A 19,094-nucleotide genomic window follows, 5' to 3' on the forward strand; every position below is an offset into this window, starting at 1 on the left:
CCCTAAAGAATATAGAGCTGAAGCCGCTTAGCTGGTTTTTATTATTTTCACTGTCTACTTGACAGGGTGCAGTTCATGTATCCTTGCCTTTTTCATGGTTTAATCTTGCTAACAATTAGGGGTTAAGGTCTTGCATTATAAGTTTCGTGCGTTGAATGATAAAAGTGTATGTATTCCGTAAATCTTTTTATTTTACTGAAAAATATGTATAGCAGGCGGTTGTACAAGCGGATTGAAAACGAACGAATAAGATATGAAAGGCATGTCATGTAAATAGGAAAGGTGATCGTTAAAAATGAGTAAAGCAATAAGTCCTTTTTTCTTTAATTCGTTTCCTAAGAGCGGGACACATCTAATGTTTCAAATATTAACAGGAATTCATCCCATCACATTTGATCAAAAATTACATCTATATGAAGGTATCTCAGCACAATTAGCAGGACATCAGCGCGAGTTAGAGAAACTAAAAGAAAATGAATTTTTGTCAGGACATATTTATTTTTCCCCATCATGGGTGAAGCTTCTTCAAGATCTCGATATGAAACAAATTTTCCTCTATCGCGATTTGCGTGATGTGGTGGTTTCTTATAACTACTATATTGAGAAAGTAAATGCTCCACTTCATCAATATTATCAAAAAAAGCAAATGTCTAAAAAAGAACGATTGTTATCAATCATAAGAGGGATTCCTGAGGCAGGTCATCTGGGTATTCATGATTGGTTCTCGGAATTTAAAGGGTGGTTAACTGCACCTAACGTGCTTTCTGTTAAATTTGAAGATCTAATAAGAAGTGAAGATTCTCTAGACCAATCGGTTCATAAAGTCGTACAGTTTATTACGGAAGGGGAACTTGAAAACCTCGATATCGTTATCAAACGTGCGAAAGAAAACATTTCTACTCAGGATTCAGCTACTTTTAGAAAAGGTAAGATTGGCAACTGGAAAGAAGAGTTCGACGATGAAATTATTACAGCTTTTAAAGAGACTGCTGGACAATTGCTTATCGAGTTAGGATATGAAAAGGATTTACTTTGGTAAAGAAGTATTCCTGCTATAACTTGAAAAAATCGCAACGTAATTTGCTGCGGTTTTTTCTTATCATTTAAATGGAAGAACTTATTTAAGTTAAGAAACAGTTTTAAATACAAAATTTTTTCTTCCATCTTTTTTAAAAGTGGTACAATAGTACAAAAGTAGGTAAAAATTTCAAAAGGGAGTGAACACTATGGGTTTAGTCTTGGAAAAGGATTATATTGAATACTTTACTAATAACAGAGAAGAGTTCCAAGAATCTTTATTAGCTGAAGCCCGAAATGTTCGTGGGAAAATCGAAGAAATATTGGTGGTAGGTAATATTGATTTATTGTCTAATGCTCATAAACTTGTGATGTATACCATCCAAGGTAAAGACCGTGAATTAGAAGAATTCGCAAAATTTGAAGGTGTATCGTGGGCATCCCATAGTCTCACGCTTGCATTTAAACTAGAATGGGTTCAAGCCATTCGAAGAACGGTTTGGAAATTTCTCCAAGAATTTAATAAATTAAATCATATTGACTTAGAGGCTGAGAGTTTTTTTAATACGGAAAGACAAATTAATGACCGCATTGATAAATTTTTAAATGAGCTATTCTTAAGTTATTCAGAGTACAAAGATAAGCTGATCGAGTCTCAGAAAACACTCGTTGAAAATCTTTCTGTTCCAATTATTCCGATCACATCGAAGGTTTGTGTACTTCCACTAATTGGAAATATCGATACATATCGAACAGACACGATTGAAGAGAAAGTTCTTTTGGAAATCAGCAGACTTCGCATTGGAACGTTAATTATCGATTTATCTGGTATTGCCCAAATAGAGACAGATGCGATCGAACGGATCATGAAAGTTATGGAAGGTGCGAACATGATGGGTTGTGAGTGTGTGATTACTGGTCTGCGTCCAGAAGTTGTACGTAAGATAACAAATATCGGATTATCTTTCGAGAGCAAGGCTCAGACAAAAGCTACACTTCAGCAAGCTTTAGAAGATTATTTAAGATAGAGAATTATTAGATATATATAGTTGCAAAGAGTGTACATTACTTTATTAGTGTACACCCTTTTTTTGTATCATCTATTTTGCTAGCGGGGCTAGCTCTTTTCGAAAATGAATGTCAGCAGCATCAGGAGTAGGTAATCCTTCCCAGCGAAACAGTTCTTGGTAGCCGTGACGTTCATAGAAGCCTGGCGCTTGAAAGGTGAAAGAAGTAGTGAAGACATGTGTGCAACCTCGTGTCAGAGCTTCATGTTCAAAATCTTGGAGTAGTTGAGAACCTAGTCCGTCTTTTCTAGCATCTTCACGAACCCATGTCATTGCAATACCAGCGGCTACGCCCCAAGTCCAATCACTCATACCGGCTGCGAGTTCGCGATGTTTATCTAAAATTTGCACCGTCAATTCTCGAGCAGCAGGAGTGCCAATCGTCGCTGCATTGTTCACTTTGTCCAATTCATCAGAAAGCCGCTGATCTAATTCGACATTTCCTTCACCAACTAACACCTCGTAATGATCTTTCATTTGTTTCCTCAACTCCTCGATTCGTTTAATAAAAATGAACGTTTATGTATGTAAACAGTATATCAAATGGATAAATCAAACAGTTGATCAAATAAGTTTTGTGAAAAAGGAGATTGGGTAAGACAGTTTAATCATACTGTTAGCCATATTTCATGCTCATTTTAAGTAAAATGAGCGATCAGCAGTAGTCAGTTTCAAATCTTAGGTGGTGCAACTTCGTTTATCGGTGGAAATTCAGTAAACATAGGTGGTAAACAAATCTTTACAGGTGGAAAACACTTAATTATCGGCGAACGTGTAAGAAATATAAAAACACGTACCGTGAATACACATATCAACTCCAAAAACAATAGCAAAACCCCCGATCACGATGGTCGGGGGTTCATATAAAAAGAGTAATTATTCTTTGAAATTACTTCTTTTTGCTTTTTTTCTTAGATTTTTTGTGCTTTTTATTGCAATCACATTTAGTTGGAGAACCAGGATCGATCACTTCTTTGATTACTTTCTCCTCATACACGTCACGGCGAACATATTTAACGTGTTCACGCTTTACACGAATGATCGGATGAACGAATGTGACTTCTTTCTCTGTGTATGAATCCTCAATGATATATACAGGATCACAACAGATTACTTTTTTCTTCTTTTTCTTACAATGCTTGTCTTTACCCAAGATAGCACCTCCTACATTTCATACTTTAGTAGATGCAGTTGCAGGGTAAAATGATCTAGACAAGTCACTATTTTTATAAATTATAAGGAAAAGTCCTAAGTTTAAACATCCCAAAAATCACTTAGTTTTGCGGTGTCTTCTTTCTTTTTTACGATACTTAATACAATCCTCATTGTCGTTCCATCAGGTTTATAGGAAGGATCACCTAGCAGTTTCTGTACTTGGTAGGAAGGAAACTTACTGGCTTCTTGCAGCCATTGTGGATCTAAATTGTGTTTTTGAATCCACGTATTTAATTTTGTGTTCATCATTTTCCCTCCGATAGAATCTTTCTGTTAATAATATACCATTCCTTTAATTAAACTTATACATATTTTATACATAATTTAAACGATTGATGTTTAACTCTGTCTAAAAAGGTTTTAAACGTATTGAGTTGAATTTCTAATAAGGTATTTACCGAGTATGGAGGACAAGTAACGATGAAAAATATTTATATCAAACTTCTAGATGAAAGTGATCTGCAAGCATTATTTGATATTGAAACAAGAAACAAGGCGTTTTTTCAGCAATATACACCTGACAGAGATTCGGATTTTTATTCTTTAGATGGTCAAGCAAGAAGATTGAAAGAGATAGAAGAGCGAAAAGAAAACGGGTTAGGTTATTCTTTTGGTATTTATCTTCATGACACACATGAATTAATCGGACAGATTTGTCTGTTCAAGATAGAAAGAGGACCTGCACAAAAAGGGATGGTTGGTTATTCTCTTGATAAATTCCATAACGGCAAAGGGTATATGTCGGAAGCTCTTCCACTTATTATAGAGTTTGCGTTCAATGAGCTTAAACTTCATCGAATTGAAGCAGAAGTAATGCCACATAATATCGGATCTATCAAATTATTAATAAAAGCTGGATTTCATAAAGAAGGAATTTTAAAGAAAAATGTGAAAATCAATGGCAGGTGGGAAGATCACCAGATTCTTGCCATTCTTAATGAAGAGGATATAGATATTTAAAATGTAAGAGCAGGCTGTAATCGTCGTTCGTTATAGCCTGCATCATACTTCTTAATAAGATGCTTGAGAATCGTTACGTTTATTCTTTTCAATTTCACCGTTTTCGGCCATCTTTAACTTGTTTACATATGCAGCGAGCGCTAGTTCATATCTTACTCGTTTACTTGCATCCACAAAATGAGCTTCTTTAACGATCCCTGAGAGAGAATACCGGTGACCTTTATAATCGACGTTTAATTCGGTAATTTGATTAAATGTAAACCTTTCCACAGGCTTACCATCCAGATCTGTTAAGAGGTACTCACTATATTTCTCGTTACACGTTCTTGCTACTTCCTCCATAACGTGAAACGCCTCATCTGGGTTTTGTCTGTAGTTAAGGATAAGACTTTCGTTCACCCGCCGCATCCCACGGTTTCCGTTTTGAAGCTCGTTGATACTTCCATAAGAAACAGTGTATAGATAACCGTCGTATTGACGAATTTTAAGGTGACGCACACTTATTTCCTCGATTTTCCCCTGTTTGTTACCGTTGATAATTACATAATCACCGAGGTTGATCTGCCGTTCAAACAAGTAGGCAAGTCCCATAATATAATCTCGAATGATATGTTGGAAAATCAATGCGAGAGCACCGGCTACAACAACTGAACCTGTAACAAGTCTCGGTAAATTGAAGAAATGGCTTAATACGTAAATGAAGAAGAACACCAATCCAAGAACCTTGAGAACTTGATCTGTAAAATGCATCAACGTCTCTTCACGGTTTTCATCTAGAAAACTTGTTTTATCAAAGAAAAGCTGAACAGATCTTCTAATAAAATACGCTGTGACTACGATTATTAAAGCTACGATTAAAATTTTTACAGGTAATTTGTTAAACAACTCTAAGTTAAACATTCTTTCAACTCCCACTCTTACTATACCAATAGAATGCGGATTATAAGCAAAATTATTTTCCCTTGCCCAATGGATTTTATTAGATAATGAGAGAAAGGTCAATAACGCGATTTCCGTAATCATTAGTGATTTCTGATGAGGTGAGGGGAGAATTACAGAATTATGAATCAAAATTAGTTCAAATAAAAAAACGGTTTCAATGAATGAAACCATTTATGTTTTTCTATGAACGGACTTCTCCATGGAAAGTTATGGTTGAAACCATAATTAAGCAGGTATTAAAACAAACTGTTCAGTTTCTTGAATCGCGATTAATTGATACGTATGGCTTTTTAATTCTTTTCTAATTTCAATCGGAATTGTAAGTCTTCCTTTGACACCGATTATTGGAGTGAACCGTCTTGCATCCGCCTTATCAATGATAATTCTTCCGTCTTCTACATCAACGCCTACTTTTTCTCCAATTTGAAACTGAAATTCTTCTCGCCATACAACAGGGAGGTGAAAATATCCTTTCTTGTTGTCGTAAAATTTATTTAGTACAACTGACATCGTGTCACCCCTTAAAAAAATTCCAAATTATGTATACTTATACTTAATTGTTTATTTTTATAAATGTTACCATAATATCTCTATAATGTTCAATATTAATTGATTTTGAAGAAAGTGTGTTAGTAAGGGGAAGAGGAGCATGGTGGCTTATAAAAAGAAAAAAAGTGGATGATTGAAAATTCATCCACTTACTTAAATTACGACTCTATTTCTGGGTAGTAGAGTACCGTTGTATAGGATTAACAAGATTTCCTTGTATCGGTTCATAATAAATTTATATTAACGCTTGAAACTGACGTTACGTCATTTTGTATACTAATAGATAACGACTTACATTAAAAGGATGATGAGATGAAACGTGAAGATGTGATTATCTATGGATGTGTCATTATAGGAGCTGGTGTTGGTTTAATAATAGATCAAGCGTTTGCTGGTGTTCTCATTGGATTAGGAACGGGTTACTTGCTGAACACTTTTATAAAAAAATAATCCTTTAACAATAGATCTTGAAAGGTGTGTTTATCAATTGCTGCACATTCATAAGGTAAGTGAGTTGACAGGTGTTACAGTCAGAACCCTGCGTCACTACGATCAGATAGGCTTATTACAATCAACATCCAAGACGGAAGGTGGACACAGTCTATATAGCAATGGGGATTTAAAGAAGCTACAACAGATTCAATTCATGAAAAAGATTGGATTTCGTTTGAACGAAATAAAGAACATGCTGAATTCGAGTGACTGGGATTGGTCAGATAGTCTAAGAAATCAACTTTCTTATGTAAAACAAGAGCAAGAAAACTTAAACAAAATGGAGAGTGCTCTACGGGAATTAATACATGGAATGGCAATTGAAGATGAGAATAATGAGATTGCCATTCAAAAGGTCATGCAATTAGCCAATAGCAATAAAGTGCTTCAGCAGAAATATAGAAGAACATTGTTTAAAGAAAGAGAATTAAAGCTGTGGAAAAAGGTCCCAAATATGACTAGCGACCATCCAGATACTTTGGAATGGATTGCTCTTATTGGACAGTTGAAGCGGTTTATTAATGAGGATCCAGGTTGTTCGAATGTTCAAAATATCATTAGAAGAATGGATGAAAAAAGAGCAGAAACATTTGGTGGTGAAACAGAGTTTCTAGATAAGCTGTGGGACGTTCGTATGTCTGAAAAAAAATCAGAACAATTAGGATTATATCCCATTGACCAAGATGTACTGGAATATATGAATGCTGCTTATAAAATCTTTATAGGGAAAAAGGGGTAAGCTCATTCTGAAAGAGGGGGAATTCAGTGACTGTAGATCTACTTCTTATAATTGGAGGATTAGCTGTATTGGATATGCTAAGTCCTGCGACAATAGGGGTTACAGTTTATCTCCTGTTAAACGAGAAAGAGAAACAAACCTCTCGTATTTTCTTCTACCTTATAACCGTTGCTGGTTTTTATTTTATAGTGGGTGTTTCTCTTATGTTAGGAATATCAACTTTGCTTGAAAGCGTATCTAACATTTTTCAAAATAAAACCATAAGCTGGATCATCTTTATCATTGGGACGATTTTGTTTATTGCTAGTTTCTATGTTCCTGCAAATAAAAATGTTGATTTGCCTTATATAAAGTCTAAACGATTGACTTCAATCATAATCCTTGGATTGTCAACTTCTCTTATTGAAGTAGGAACCGCTTTTCCTTACTTTGCTGCGATCGGTATTTTATCTACTAGTGATCTTACAAGCATGGAATGGGTTAGTATTTTAGCTGGATACAATTTTATCATGGTCTTGCCACCGCTCTTGTTGTATTTCATTTATCTTTTATTGGGTAGATGGATGGATAAACCTTTAATAAATCTGCGTGAAAGGATGGTTAAGAATTCTGGTTTAGCTCTTTCATGGATCATGTGTATCGTTGGAATCATACTGATTTTTAATAGTTTGGATTATTTATAAGCAGTTAAAGATATCTGGATGTATAAACTCTTGTGTGCAAAATGCTATTAGGGGAGTGTGTCCTACAAATGATAAAAGCTGCTATGTTTGATTTAGATGGTACGCTATTAGATCGGGATGAGTCTGTGAAACTATTTATTGATGAGCAATATAACAGATTTGCAGAGCTAAAGGATTATGTAACGAAGGAGATGTATGTTAAACGATTTATAGAATTAGATAACCGAGGATATGTTTGGAAGGATAAAGTATATCAGCAAATCGTTTATGAATTTTCATTACCTGAACCTGCGTGGGAAGATCTTCTATCTGATTACATGAATGAATTTAAGAACTACTGCGTTCCTTTTCCTCGTCTTATAGAAATGTTAGAGAATTTAAAAAATAATAACTTCAAGCTTGGAATCATTTCAAACGGATTTGGACAATTTCAGAGCGATAATATTAAAGCTTTAGGTATTAAAGAATACTTCGATGTGATATTGATTTCTGAATGGGAAGGAATAAAGAAACCAGATCCTCGAATTTTCAATATAGCATTAGAGCAACTACAAGTATCTCCTAATGAGGCTATTTTTGTAGGTGATCATCCTGAGAATGATGTAAAACCAGCTCAAGATGTTGGAATGAAAGGGATCTGGAAGAGAGATGCTTATGGGGAAGATGTTGAAGCAGATTATATAGTGGATGATTTGTTGGAGGTTCCTTTAGTTATTCAGGAATGTAATCGATTAGGTGAATACCACATTTCATCAGGAAAATAGAACTATAGATAGAATTATTAGCCCTTCGTATACTTAAGAAAAGGAGGAGTCATCACATGTCTGATAACTGGAATTTTTATATCGATGAATTGGATGGAAATCTTGCTTCATTTGTTGTTGATTTGGATGTAACGGAAGAAATTAATATTAAAAAATACAATTGGTTATTTACAGTGAAACTTACTATTAAGTCGCCTACTGAGTTAGGTTTCCCTGAAGAAATAGAAGATGAATTACTTGGTGAGTTAGAATACGACGTGATGGAAAAATTGTATGTTGAAGATATCATTCAAGTTGGACGATTAACTACGAACGGAACACGAGAATTCTTCTATTATGCTAAAAAAGAAAAACAGATCAAAATTATTGATAAACAGGCACTCGCTATTTTTGATAATAATAAATACGAAACGGAAATCTCAAGTATAGAAGAAGAGGAACCGTGGTCATTTTATTACGATTTCCTTTATCCAAATGAATATCATCTTCAACAGATGAATAACCGTGATTTAGTGGAATTGCTTGAACAAGAAAATGACGACTTAGAACACCCCCGTGAGATTCAGCATTGGATTGAGTTTCAAACATTAAAAGATTTAAAAGCATTTGAACAAGACATTATTAAAGAAGGATTCAAAACGCAGGATTTCGAACAGGAAAAGAATGAAGAAGGAACATTTTCTATCACAATCATTAGAGAAGACGGTGTAGATTACGAGATGATTGATGCTGTTACATACCTGATAATTGAAACAGCTCAGAAATATCATGGCGAATATGACGGGTGGGAGTCTCCTGTTGTTCTTAAAAAGTAAGATCTCAAATTATCATAATTGAGGAGCAATCTGATGACAGAATTAGTTAGCGGATACCAATGCACATGTTGTGGCACATATCATGATGAACTTCCTTTGAATTATGGAATAGAAGCACCTGTCTATTATGAAGAGGCAACAAGAAAAGAGAGAAAAAAGCATTTCGAACTTACTGATGACTTTTGTGTAATGGACGGTGAACATTTCTTCATAAGAGGTTGTATTGAAATTCCCATTATTGGATCTAATGAACTCTTTGTATGGGGTGTATGGGTATCACTTAGTAAAGAAAACTTCGAACGGACTTTAGAGCAATGGGATGACCCAAATAGTGAACAACTGAATCCGATGTTTGGGTGGTTATCTACGCATCTTCCCATGTATCCTGAAACGGTAAATTTAAAAACGAATGTACATACCCGCTCACAAAATTTGCGACCTTTTATTAAGCTCGAGCCTACAGATCATCCATTATCTATTGAGCAAGCACAAGGGATTACAATGGATCGTGTTAAAGAAATTGCTCAATTTTTTTGCGAACTTGAAAAATAAGTGTATAGAGAAGTTTATGAAAGAGATCTGATAAATTTATTCATCGGGTCTCTTTTTTGTAATTGGAACTCGTCTTTTTCTATAAAATGGGCTCATTCGTGGACTTGCTACATACTTCCATTATAATAATGCTAACAAGCTTCTTTTTAGGAGGAACAACGATGAGTGCTGAAAAAATTCTAATTGTTGAAGATGAGAAAAAGATAGCCAGGGTTATTCAACTAGAACTTGAACATGAAGGATATGAAACGGAAACTGCTACAACGGGCATGGAAGGATTAGAAAAATTCAAATCAGGAAACTGGGATCTTATTCTGCTCGATGTTATGCTGCCTGAATTAAGCGGGCTAGAGGTGTTAAGACGAATCAGAGCGACAGGTAGTCATATTCCAATCATTTTATTAACGGCCAGAGATGCCTTGCCAGATAAAGTGAGCGGGCTTGATCTTGGCGCAAACGATTATGTGACTAAACCGTTTGAAATTGAAGAATTGTTGGCTAGAATCCGGGCATTTCTTCGCATGAATCAACACTACACCGAAGACCATGAAAGTGAAAAATTTGAGCTCGGTGAACTAACCGTTGATTTAAAAACAAGAGAAGTTAAACGTGACTCTACCTTAATTGAGTTAACACCGAGGGAATTTGATCTTCTTGTTTTCATGATGCGAAACAAAAACCAGGTATTGAACCGTGATCAAATATTATCAAAGGTATGGGGTTACGATTATTATGGCGATACCAATGTTGTGGATGTCTACATACGTTATCTGCGTAAAAAGATAGATTCCACTTTTTCGCTCCCCTATATTCATACGATTCGTGGAGTAGGCTACACGATGAAGGAGTAACCCATGAACATAAAAAATCGGATAACTTTGTTTTCAACGGTATGGCTATTAATTATTTTACTTGTCACGAATAGTGGCATTTACCTATTGTTTCAAAAGAATCTACATGATAATGCTCTTGAAGGTACAGAGATAAGGATGGAAAGTTTAACGGAAGCCGTTAAAACATCTACTGAGACAAAAATGAACATGACACAGCTATTGCGTGCCTACCTTCCAGCAGATTCAATGATTCGTATTATTACTGGTGATAACCGTGTAGCAGCTACTTCGTCGAGAATTACAGATGATGATAAGCTCCAGGATATCAAACCGATCTATAGATCTAATCAATACAGTGATGTTAAGAAATTAGACGGAATGGTTTACACGGTTTCTCAACACCCGGTCATTTGGATGGACGGGGAGGTTGTTTCTTTACAGTTGATCGAAAAAGAATCTTCTATTCAAAACACTTTGCAGATTTTAAGAATCGTCTTAATCATAGCAACATTACTCATTTTAATTCCTTCTTACATAGGAGGGCGATTCTTAAGCCGGTTGATCTTAGTACCGATCAGCAACTTAACGCGAACGATGGAAGAAAACCAGAAACGTGGGACGTATAAGCGGATCACGATCAATAAGAAATCGAATGATGAACTGAATAAGATGGCAAGAACGTTTAACCATATGATGGACCTGCTTGAAAACAACTACAAAAAGCAAGAGCAGTTCGTATCTGATGCTTCACATGAATTGAGAACGCCGCTTACTGTAATCGAAAGCTATGCGAAAATGCTGAAGCGGTGGGGAGGAAGTCGTCCTGAAATTTTAGAAGAAGCTGTAGAAGCGATCCACTCAGAATCTATTCGGATGAAAGAGTTAACCCAACAAATGCTTATTCTTGCAAGGGATGAGTCGCAAGTGGATCTGCAATTAGAACAATCCGATTTGGTTGAAATGGCTAAAAATGCGGCAAAGAATATGAACAAGGCGTACGACCGTGACATTCATGTTCATTCCAACTTAGACGAAATTCATGGTGAGTGTGATTCATTAAAAATTAAGCAAGTTCTAATCATCCTTTTAGATAACGCCATTAAGTATAGTTCGGGAGCTATTAATGTGGAGATAACCAAACAAGGTAACTCTGTCAGGTTCTCCGTAACAGACTATGGAATCGGCATTCCAAAGGAAAATCTAGAAAAAGTCTATGATCGATTCTTTCGTGTAGACCAAGCTAGGAGTCGTGATACAGGCGGAGCGGGGTTAGGCTTGTCCATCGCTAAACAAATCATTTCTGCTCACCAAGGGAACCTTCATCTGCAGAGTGAAGAAGGAAAAGGAACAACCGTTACAATGGAGATTCCTTTAAAACAGAGTTAATTCTCATCATTTTCTCATCTGATTCTTATGGAGCTTTCATTCTTACATGAGAAAATTCATGTAAAGGGGGAATACGTATGAACAAAAAAACAGCTGTGATTTTTGGAATAATAATCGTTATTCTCCTTCTTGTCTTCGGAACAAGAGAGTGGGTGAACGGTAACCAAGGCAGTACACTAGAAAAAGAGAAAATGAACAGAATCATAAGCGCAAAATATCCAGGAGAGATTCTATCTACAGAATTAACGAATAGAGAAGATAACCGTCAATACAAAACAGTGTTGAAAAGTGAACAAGGTGTATATGTGATCTGGTCTGATGCGGTTTCTGGAGAAATTCTCGACATGAATCGAACAGATGATGAAGTATCTCAAGGAAAAAGTATTACAAAGGATGAGGCGGAAAAAATTGCTGCAGAACACGGCGATGTGAAGTCTCTTGAATTTAATGAAGAAAACAAAGTCTATCTTGTTCGTGTCCAGAATGAAGGCAAAATATATCGTTTAGAAATTAACGGGACCACTGGGGATCTCAAGAGTAAAAACGAGGTTGAATCTGGAGATGAACCGGCTCAGCCAAACACAAAAATATCAGAAGAAGAAGCCAAACAAATCGCCCTCAAAGAAGTAAAAGGATCCATCACAGATATTGAGTTAGATGATGAAGACGGTGTGATCGTTTATGAAGTTGAGATTGTAACGAAAACGAAAGAAGCACAAGTAATTATAAATGCGTTTTCGGGCGAGGTAAACTCCATAACGATGGAAACAAAAGATAGTGACTAAGAATGCTCTAATCTAGAGCGTTCTTATTTTTTTAGAAGGCATTTAGGAAGTAGTTGATTTACGTTCCCAGGTGCTCGCTTTCCGCGAGGCAGGCCGTGAGCCACATTCGTACGTTTCCGTATAAGTGTCTCACCTGCCCGCCTGTCCTGCAGGAGTCTCCCACCTTCCACTCCAATCAACTGACAATGAAGACAAAAATTTTAAAGCTACAATTTATTAGGAAACGGGTTTGAGAAAAAACACCACTTATTCTCATCGTTTTCTAATGTTCTCTTCTCTTTGTTCTCATTTTATCTGTCTATTATAAGGATATAGTTAAAAACAAGGAGGAAACAACAAATGAAAAAACTAACAAAAATCTTTGCAGGTACAGTATTAGTCGGTGGTATTGGAGTAGGAACATATACTTATGTAGAAAACACACCTAGCGCGTTTGCAGCTAAGAATGTAATTTCAGAAAAACAAGCAAAAGACATTGCATTGGAAAAAACAAAAGGCGGAACGGTTACTGAGATGGAACTTGATCGCGATGGTCTTAAAGATAAGTATGAGATCGAGGTTCATAACGGAGACAAGGAATACGATCTTGATATAACAGCAGAAACAGGTAAAATCTCTAAAATTGAAGAAGGTTTGAAAGATCAAGATGACAACGACAATGACAACGACGATGATGGAGATGACGATATAAATAGTGATGACGGCAATGAAAGCCCGGATCGCGATGATCAAATAGATCCTGCAAAAATTAAGATCACCTCTGAACAAGCGCAGTCCATTGCACTGAAGAAAGTATCAGGAACAGTAAAAGAAATGAATATTGATGATGATTATGTTTACGAGTTTGAGATTCAAAAAGACGGTAAGGATATTGATGTCAACGTGGATGCTGTAACAGGGGAAGCTGTCGTTGATAAGAATGACAACAATTAATCACCATAGCAAACGAGGCTGCCTAGTTAAGGCGCCTCGTTTTTTAAGTTTGCGAGCACATCATTAGCTGTTTTTCTGTTCATTTTTTTTATTGGATTTTCAAGTAGAATAGTTATTTAGAACACAATGAACTATGAGTGGAAAAACAAGATAAACCCTTCGAATATCTAACTTTGTTAAGTTTTAAATGATATTAAATAAGGTAAAAATCTTAAAAATAATATATAATCTTGTAAGTATAGAGTTGTTCATAGTAGTGCAAGTATTTTCTCAAAGAGTATCTTGTTACTAAAATGGTCATTCTATGGATATTACATATTATTTTTATGAGATGTGAAAGGAGATTCATGGATGGATTCAATTTGGTTAGAGTACGGCTGGGCATTATTGATATTAATTGGACTTGAAGGTTTGTTATCTGCTGACAATGCCCTTGTACTAGCGGTTATCGCAAAACATTTACCTGAGGATCAGAAGAAACGTGCGATTAGTTATGGGATTCTTATGGCGTTCGTTTTCCGATTTGGTGCACTTTTTGCCATTTCCTTCATCGCGAACGTATGGCAGATACAGGCGATCGGTGCAGCTTATCTTTTATACCTAGGATTAAAGCATGTTATTCAAGCTAAATTCGGTAAAGAGAATGAGAAAATCCAAGAAGACGTAGAAGAAGAAGCAAAAGGAAAAGGATTTTGGCCGACAGTTGGTAAGATTGCTATCGCTGACTTAGCGTTTGCGATTGATTCGATTCTAGCTGCAGTTGCTCTTGCTCTAGGTCTTCCAGATTCACCACTTGGTGATTTTGGAGGTATGGATGGTGGACAATTCATCGTCGTTGTTCTTGGAGGAGTTGCGGGTCTGATCTTGATCAAGTTTGCAGCAACTTGGTTTGTTCAGTTGCTAGATCAGCGACCTGCTTTAGAAACAACAGCTTATGCCATCGTTGCTTGGGTAGGTGTGAAGCTTGCGGTTATTACACTTGCTCATAATGATATTGGCGTATTAGATCACGATTTTCCACATAGTACGGTTTGGACAATTATTTTCTATGGCGTGTTAGTCGGTATTGCGTTAATCGGATGGTTTGCACCGGCTAAATCGAAGAAAACTGAAACGTCTTTATAAGATAAACAAAATGGAGTCAGCGGAGAATGATATGCTGACTTTTTTTGTTTTCTTTTTTACTTTAATTACATTGAAGATTTATTCCTATTTTTTAAATTGGTATACAAATGATAAATGGTAAGTATGAAACAAATAATTAAGCCAAATCCAAGTCCGAGAAACCCCTGCATCCTTACCCATCCAATTGTAAAAGACATGAATACCCAAAGGTACCAAAAGCTCCCCAATAGAATGAAAATTGGTCCAGCGAATACCTGCAATCTTTTGTGTAATTTGAAAGCTAAAATGGATGCACTAATCATTAGAAAAGTGAAAATGGGTTGAAAATGTAGTTCAAATCGAGATTGCGCATCTTCTGGTGTCTCATATGGTTGATTTAATTCTATAAACGTAAAAACAATGGTTATTAGTAATAGGATTGCATAGCTCCACATAGCTCCTCTATTTACTGAATACATGTAAAAACTCCTCTCAAATATATGTTTAATCACTAATTCCATTATATGTTAATTTTATCTATAGAAGTTAAAAAAAGTTACTTATAATAATTTTGTGCATTGACATTGATGCTTAAGTCAAGAAGGATTAACGTGATTGAATATGGAAATATTGCTCTTAATCAAAAATTCATTGTCTGCTAATAGTAAAAAATATGTACCTATAAAGGGTGTGGCAGTGGCCATTCGTTGCACTATATGGGTAGAGAAGGTGCTAAAGAATTATGGGGACTAGATCTATGCACGAAGCAGATTGAGACAGCCAGAAACGTTTTACACGATCAACAAGCAGAGGTTACATTAATTGAATCTCCTATGGAGGAGAACCCAGGAATACCAAGCAGTTATTTTGATATTGTTTATTCGATCTATGCTTTGGGTTGGACAACAAATTTAAGTCTTACGTTCTCAAATATATATAGCTATCTCAAACCAGGCGGCGTTTTTATTTTCAGCTGGGAACATCCTCTTCATGATCGGTTGAAATACGAACAAGAACAGTCTACGTTCATATTTAACAAGTCTTATGTGAATGAAGGTCCGGAATATAATGAAGGTTGGCAGAATTTAGCCGTCATTCATCATAGAAAATTAAGCACTTACATAAATGCTTTAATCGAAGCAGGTTTTATGATTGAAAAAGTTATAGATGATGTTTGCTTACCAGATGAACAATCGGAGAATCCCGCGAGATGGTATTCCACTCAAAAAGCAAACCTTGTCCCAGCTACTTTTATAATAAAAGCATCAAAAAGCTAAAAACCGTTACACGAGAGTTCACCAATGAAACCTCTAACTTTAACTACCGTGTCAGTAAAGAGATTTATGTTAAACTTGCCTTATTCTTAAGATTACTAATAAAAGGAACCCGGGAGATGAGACTATGAAACCACGAGTTACGGTCATTACATTAGGCGTTGAAAACTTAGAGAGATCGCTCCAGTTTTATCGGGATGGTTTAGGTCTCCCGACTAAAGGAATTATAGGTAAAGAGTTTGAGCACGGAGCTGTTGCTTTCTTTGATTTGCAACAGGGATTAAAGCTTGCCATTTGGAACCGCAAAGATTTGGCACATGAGGCTAAAGTATCCCAGGAAACTCCGAATCCTACTGAATTTACTCTCGGTCATAATGTAGGAAGTAAAGCAGAGGTTGATAAGATCATGAAAGAAGCGGAACTTGCAGGAGCCTTCATAACAGATCCAGCACACGAAACGTTTTGGGGTGGGTATTCTGGTCACTTTCAAGATCCAGATGGACACTTGTGGGAAGTCGTTTGGAACCCTGATTGGGAAATTTCAGATTAAAAAGTAAATGTTTAAAGATGAAATAAAATGAATGTGACATCTTGGAAAGGAGAACACATATGACCAGTTTTGTAGATAGCCCCGACGGCGTTTTTCCATCAGTTTGTTCTTTAGATTGTCCAGACCAATGTGGGTTGCTCCTCCATAAAGAAAACGGAAAAATTGTAAAAGTGGAAGGTGATCCCGATCATCCGGTCACGAAGGGATTTATTTGTAATAAAGTTCGAAATATGACTGAACGTCTATATGATGAAAAGCGTTTAAAAAATCCGTTGAAACGTGTTGGAGCGAAAGGTGAAGGGCACTTTGAACAAATAAGCTGGGATGAAGCGATTGATACGATTACGACTCGTTGGAAAGAATTAATTCAAAACGACGGTACAGAAAGTATTCTACCTTATAGCTTTTATGGAAATATGGGTAATCTTGCAGCTGAAGGAATGGACCGTCGTTTTTTTCATAGACTAGGAGCTTCTGAGCTGGATCGAAGCATCTGTAACTCAGCAGGTGCAGCGGGCTACAAATATACGATGGGTGGCAGCTATGGTATTGATCCTGAAGATACGATTCATTCCAAACTGCTCATTTTCTGGGGTATTAACGCCGTTAGTACGAATATGCATCAAGTATCACTTGCACAACAAGCACGTAAACAAAATGGAGCGAAGATCGTCGTCATTGACGTCCATAAAAATCAGACTGCAAGATTTGCAGATTGGTTCATCCCGATCTTACCGGGAACAGATACGGCTCTTGCATTAGGATTGATGCATATTCTATTTGCTGAGAACCTGGTGGATCATTTATTTTTGGAACAGTACACCGTTGGATCTGAACAGCTCCGTGAACATGTTGAACAATATGACCCGATTACAGTTTCAAGCATTACGGGAATACCCGTGGAGGATATCTTAAAGCTTGCTCGGATGTATGGCCAAACCTCTCCTGCGTTTCTTCGCATTGGAAACGGACCGCAACATCATGATAATGGCGGTATGTTTGTGAGAACGGTATCTTGTTTGCCAGCATTAACAGGACAATGGCTTGTAAAAGGTGGAGGGGCGATCAAAGGGAATTCGGCTTATCTTGCGTTCAACACTGCTAACTTACAACGGCCGGATCTGCAGCAAAATAAGAACACACGTATGATAAACATGAATTTGCTTGGAGAGACATTGCTCACATTAGATCCTCCTATCAAATCTCTTTTTGTATATGGAACGAATCCAGCTGTTGTAGCACCTGCAGGGAATAAGGTTCGTAAAGGATTAGAGCGAGAAGACCTATTTACGGTCGTTCATGATTTATTTTTAACAGAGACGGCAATGTATGCAGATATTGTATTACCAGCTACATCTTCTTTTGAGAACACAGATTTTTATACGTCGTACTGGCACCATTATATTCAGCTTCAACAGCCTGTGATCGAATCTTACGGAGAATCGAAGTCTAATGTAGAGGTGTTTCGATTACTTGCTAAAGGCATGAATTTTCCAGAGACGGCATTTGATGATACAGAAGAAGAACTAATTGATCAAGCACTAGATACTCCAACAAATCCATATATTCATGAGATTAATTTTGACGTATTGATTAAAAAACAATATGTAAAGGCAGAGGTGGAATTTCCAACTAGGCTCCCAACACCGAGCGGGAAAATAGAATTGTATTCTGAGAAGATGAAACAAGACGGCTATCCAGCACTGCCGACATACATCCCTTTGATTAATGATTCTGACCATCCTCTTAGGTTTATCGCAGCACCGAACCATAACTTTCTTAACTCAACGTTTGCAAATCAAAACAAACATATAGGACTTGAAAAAGAACCGGTAATTGTTTTGAATCAGTTTGACGCTGACCTGGCAGGAGTGAAGGATGGCGAAAAGGTACGGGTGTGGAATGAGCAAGGAGAATGTGTACTAAAAGCGAGCGTTGGTGAGAATGTTCTACGTGGTGTAGCCGTTACTCAAGGGCTATGGAGTGCAGATGATGATACAAAACATCTCGTCAATTCTCTTACACCCGATCGCATAGCAGATATGGGTGGGGGCGCAACCTTCTTTTCTGGAAGAGTTAGCGTAGATAAGATTTAATTCTCAAATAAATAGATTTAAAGAAGCTCTCCTTCAACTATAAGGAGAGCTTTCATTTTTATTCATGGTAGTTGTATACAACATATTCTTCAACCTTACCGTCGAGATACCAAGCTGTAAAAATCGTACTAAATGAATAGCCGACTAAGTCAGTATTCCCAAATAAATAATACATTTTTATAAAAGTTGGGAAATAAACAAAAATACACCTATGGTTATAAGGTCTAAATGACTATCATTTTCCCAAGTTCATTAGCTGGTTTTATAGGTATAATTAACTACAAAAGAACAAATTATATAGTTCTTTTTTATTATGATGATGGTATTGAAATTGAAAG

Annotated in this window: 22 protein-coding genes; 17 read left to right on the forward strand and 5 right to left on the reverse strand. The window is 36.5% G+C overall.

The annotated features are described in order from the left end of the window. The first annotated feature begins 295 nt into the window (after positions 1–295). A complete protein-coding gene (locus tag H9648_RS07280; RefSeq protein ID WP_191753260.1) occupies positions 296–1,039 on the forward strand; it encodes a sulfotransferase domain-containing protein in 744 nt (247 codons plus the stop codon). Positions 1,040–1,226: 187 nt separating this feature from the next. Then, entirely contained in the window at positions 1,227–2,045 is an 819-nt protein-coding gene (locus tag H9648_RS07285) for an STAS domain-containing protein (protein WP_191753261.1), read from the forward strand. A 72-nt stretch (positions 2,046–2,117) separates the two neighbouring features. Here H9648_RS07285 and H9648_RS07290 read toward each other — a convergent pair whose 3' ends face one another. From H9648_RS07290 to H9648_RS07300, 3 genes are all read right to left on the reverse strand, one after another. Next, the gene (locus tag H9648_RS07290; protein ID WP_191753262.1) at positions 2,118–2,561 is read right to left on the reverse strand and encodes a GNAT family N-acetyltransferase; all 444 of its coding nucleotides are present in this window, start codon (positions 2,559–2,561) and stop codon (positions 2,118–2,120) included. A gap of 412 nt (positions 2,562–2,973) precedes the next feature. Next, positions 2,974–3,237 (reverse strand): hypothetical protein, encoded by a 264-nt coding sequence (locus H9648_RS07295; protein WP_191753263.1) that lies wholly within the window; start codon positions 3,235–3,237, stop codon positions 2,974–2,976. A 101-nt stretch (positions 3,238–3,338) separates the two neighbouring features. After that, entirely contained in the window at positions 3,339–3,545 is a 207-nt protein-coding gene (locus H9648_RS07300; protein WP_191753264.1) for a hypothetical protein, read from the reverse strand. Positions 3,546–3,719: 174 nt separating this feature from the next. On the opposite strand from H9648_RS07300, the gene H9648_RS07305 reads away from it, so the two are divergent. Next, a complete protein-coding gene (locus H9648_RS07305; RefSeq protein ID WP_191753265.1) occupies positions 3,720–4,259 on the forward strand; it encodes a GNAT family N-acetyltransferase in 540 nt (179 codons plus the stop codon). Between the two features lie 51 nt (positions 4,260–4,310). Here H9648_RS07305 and H9648_RS07310 read toward each other — a convergent pair whose 3' ends face one another. After that, positions 4,311–5,159: a mechanosensitive ion channel family protein gene (locus tag H9648_RS07310; protein WP_191753266.1), complete on the reverse strand. Its 849-nt coding sequence runs from the start codon at positions 5,157–5,159 to the stop codon at positions 4,311–4,313. Between the two features lie 267 nt (positions 5,160–5,426). Next, a complete protein-coding gene (locus tag H9648_RS07315; RefSeq protein ID WP_191753267.1) occupies positions 5,427–5,711 on the reverse strand; it encodes an AbrB/MazE/SpoVT family DNA-binding domain-containing protein in 285 nt (94 codons plus the stop codon). A gap of 351 nt (positions 5,712–6,062) precedes the next feature. Here H9648_RS07315 and H9648_RS07320 point away from each other — a divergent pair, with 351 nt between their 5' ends. The 14 genes from H9648_RS07320 to H9648_RS07385 all read left to right on the forward strand — a co-directional run bounded on the left by H9648_RS07320 (position 6,063) and on the right by H9648_RS07385 (position 18,756). Next, the gene (locus tag H9648_RS07320; RefSeq protein ID WP_191753268.1) at positions 6,063–6,200 is read left to right on the forward strand and encodes a hypothetical protein; all 138 of its coding nucleotides are present in this window, start codon (positions 6,063–6,065) and stop codon (positions 6,198–6,200) included. Positions 6,201–6,237: 37 nt separating this feature from the next. Further along, positions 6,238–6,981 carry a MerR family transcriptional regulator gene (locus H9648_RS07325; RefSeq protein WP_191753269.1) on the forward strand — a complete coding sequence of 248 codons (744 nt, stop codon included), beginning with the start codon at positions 6,238–6,240 and terminating at the stop codon, positions 6,979–6,981. Positions 6,982–7,007: 26 nt separating this feature from the next. After that, the gene (locus H9648_RS07330) at positions 7,008–7,664 is read left to right on the forward strand and encodes a GAP family protein (RefSeq protein ID WP_191753270.1); all 657 of its coding nucleotides are present in this window, start codon (positions 7,008–7,010) and stop codon (positions 7,662–7,664) included. A 68-nt stretch (positions 7,665–7,732) separates the two neighbouring features. Next, on the forward strand, positions 7,733–8,428 hold the full coding sequence (locus tag H9648_RS07335) for an HAD family hydrolase (RefSeq protein WP_191753271.1): 696 nt from the start codon (positions 7,733–7,735) through the stop codon (positions 8,426–8,428). 56 nt (positions 8,429–8,484) lie between these two features. Then, positions 8,485–9,243 (forward strand): DUF695 domain-containing protein, encoded by a 759-nt coding sequence (locus H9648_RS07340; protein ID WP_191753272.1) that lies wholly within the window; start codon positions 8,485–8,487, stop codon positions 9,241–9,243. Positions 9,244–9,276: 33 nt separating this feature from the next. Continuing rightward, positions 9,277–9,795 carry a DUF2199 domain-containing protein gene (locus H9648_RS07345; RefSeq protein ID WP_191753273.1) on the forward strand — a complete coding sequence of 173 codons (519 nt, stop codon included), beginning with the start codon at positions 9,277–9,279 and terminating at the stop codon, positions 9,793–9,795. A gap of 161 nt (positions 9,796–9,956) precedes the next feature. Continuing rightward, positions 9,957–10,646, forward strand: coding sequence for a response regulator transcription factor (locus H9648_RS07350; RefSeq protein ID WP_191753274.1), 690 nt, complete (start codon positions 9,957–9,959; stop codon positions 10,644–10,646). A gap of 3 nt (positions 10,647–10,649) precedes the next feature. Next, positions 10,650–12,014: a sensor histidine kinase gene (locus tag H9648_RS07355; protein ID WP_191753275.1), complete on the forward strand. Its 1,365-nt coding sequence runs from the start codon at positions 10,650–10,652 to the stop codon at positions 12,012–12,014. Positions 12,015–12,091: 77 nt separating this feature from the next. Beyond that, on the forward strand, positions 12,092–12,799 hold the full coding sequence (locus tag H9648_RS07360; RefSeq protein WP_191753276.1) for a PepSY domain-containing protein: 708 nt from the start codon (positions 12,092–12,094) through the stop codon (positions 12,797–12,799). Positions 12,800–13,138: 339 nt separating this feature from the next. Beyond that, entirely contained in the window at positions 13,139–13,732 is a 594-nt protein-coding gene (locus H9648_RS07365; protein WP_191753277.1) for a PepSY domain-containing protein, read from the forward strand. A gap of 351 nt (positions 13,733–14,083) precedes the next feature. After that, complete coding sequence (locus H9648_RS07370; RefSeq protein ID WP_191753278.1) at positions 14,084–14,857, forward strand: TerC family protein; 774 nt, start codon at positions 14,084–14,086, stop codon at positions 14,855–14,857. 650 nt (positions 14,858–15,507) lie between these two features. Further along, entirely contained in the window at positions 15,508–16,113 is a 606-nt protein-coding gene (locus H9648_RS07375) for a class I SAM-dependent methyltransferase (protein WP_318243509.1), read from the forward strand. A gap of 124 nt (positions 16,114–16,237) precedes the next feature. Then, positions 16,238–16,660, forward strand: a complete 423-nt coding sequence (locus tag H9648_RS07380; protein WP_191753279.1) for a VOC family protein — start codon at positions 16,238–16,240, stop codon at positions 16,658–16,660. A 59-nt stretch (positions 16,661–16,719) separates the two neighbouring features. Further along, positions 16,720–18,756 (forward strand): molybdopterin-dependent oxidoreductase, encoded by a 2,037-nt coding sequence (locus H9648_RS07385; RefSeq protein ID WP_191753280.1) that lies wholly within the window; start codon positions 16,720–16,722, stop codon positions 18,754–18,756. The last annotated feature ends 338 nt before the right edge of the window (positions 18,757–19,094 follow it).

This window comes from Fictibacillus norfolkensis (assembly GCF_014836645.1).
Lineage (GTDB): Bacteria > Bacillota > Bacilli > Bacillales > Fictibacillaceae > Fictibacillus > Fictibacillus norfolkensis.

Excerpts from the sequence above, each read along its gene's own strand:
- H9648_RS07340 (WP_191753272.1), top strand. The coding sequence starts at position 8,485 with ATGTCTGATAACTGGAATTTTTATATCGATGAATTGGATGGAAATCTT.
- H9648_RS07310 (WP_191753266.1), bottom strand. The coding sequence starts at position 5,159 with ATGTTTAACTTAGAGTTGTTTAACAAATTACCTGTAAAAATTTTAATC.
- H9648_RS07320 (WP_191753268.1), top strand. The coding sequence starts at position 6,063 with ATGAAACGTGAAGATGTGATTATCTATGGATGTGTCATTATAGGAGCT.
- H9648_RS07370 (WP_191753278.1), top strand. The coding sequence starts at position 14,084 with ATGGATTCAATTTGGTTAGAGTACGGCTGGGCATTATTGATATTAATT.
- H9648_RS07345 (WP_191753273.1), top strand. The coding sequence starts at position 9,277 with ATGACAGAATTAGTTAGCGGATACCAATGCACATGTTGTGGCACATAT.
- H9648_RS07285 (WP_191753261.1), top strand. The coding sequence starts at position 1,227 with ATGGGTTTAGTCTTGGAAAAGGATTATATTGAATACTTTACTAATAAC.
- H9648_RS07385 (WP_191753280.1), top strand. The coding sequence starts at position 16,720 with ATGACCAGTTTTGTAGATAGCCCCGACGGCGTTTTTCCATCAGTTTGT.
- H9648_RS07360 (WP_191753276.1), top strand. The coding sequence starts at position 12,092 with ATGAACAAAAAAACAGCTGTGATTTTTGGAATAATAATCGTTATTCTC.
- H9648_RS07355 (WP_191753275.1), top strand. The coding sequence starts at position 10,650 with ATGAACATAAAAAATCGGATAACTTTGTTTTCAACGGTATGGCTATTA.
- H9648_RS07280 (WP_191753260.1), top strand. The coding sequence starts at position 296 with ATGAGTAAAGCAATAAGTCCTTTTTTCTTTAATTCGTTTCCTAAGAGC.
- H9648_RS07380 (WP_191753279.1), top strand. The coding sequence starts at position 16,238 with ATGAAACCACGAGTTACGGTCATTACATTAGGCGTTGAAAACTTAGAG.
- H9648_RS07365 (WP_191753277.1), top strand. The coding sequence starts at position 13,139 with ATGAAAAAACTAACAAAAATCTTTGCAGGTACAGTATTAGTCGGTGGT.
- H9648_RS07350 (WP_191753274.1), top strand. The coding sequence starts at position 9,957 with ATGAGTGCTGAAAAAATTCTAATTGTTGAAGATGAGAAAAAGATAGCC.
- H9648_RS07315 (WP_191753267.1), bottom strand. The coding sequence starts at position 5,711 with ATGTCAGTTGTACTAAATAAATTTTACGACAACAAGAAAGGATATTTT.
- H9648_RS07305 (WP_191753265.1), top strand. The coding sequence starts at position 3,720 with ATGAAAAATATTTATATCAAACTTCTAGATGAAAGTGATCTGCAAGCA.
- H9648_RS07335 (WP_191753271.1), top strand. The coding sequence starts at position 7,733 with ATGATAAAAGCTGCTATGTTTGATTTAGATGGTACGCTATTAGATCGG.
- H9648_RS07290 (WP_191753262.1), bottom strand. The coding sequence starts at position 2,561 with ATGAAAGATCATTACGAGGTGTTAGTTGGTGAAGGAAATGTCGAATTA.
- H9648_RS07300 (WP_191753264.1), bottom strand. The coding sequence starts at position 3,545 with ATGAACACAAAATTAAATACGTGGATTCAAAAACACAATTTAGATCCA.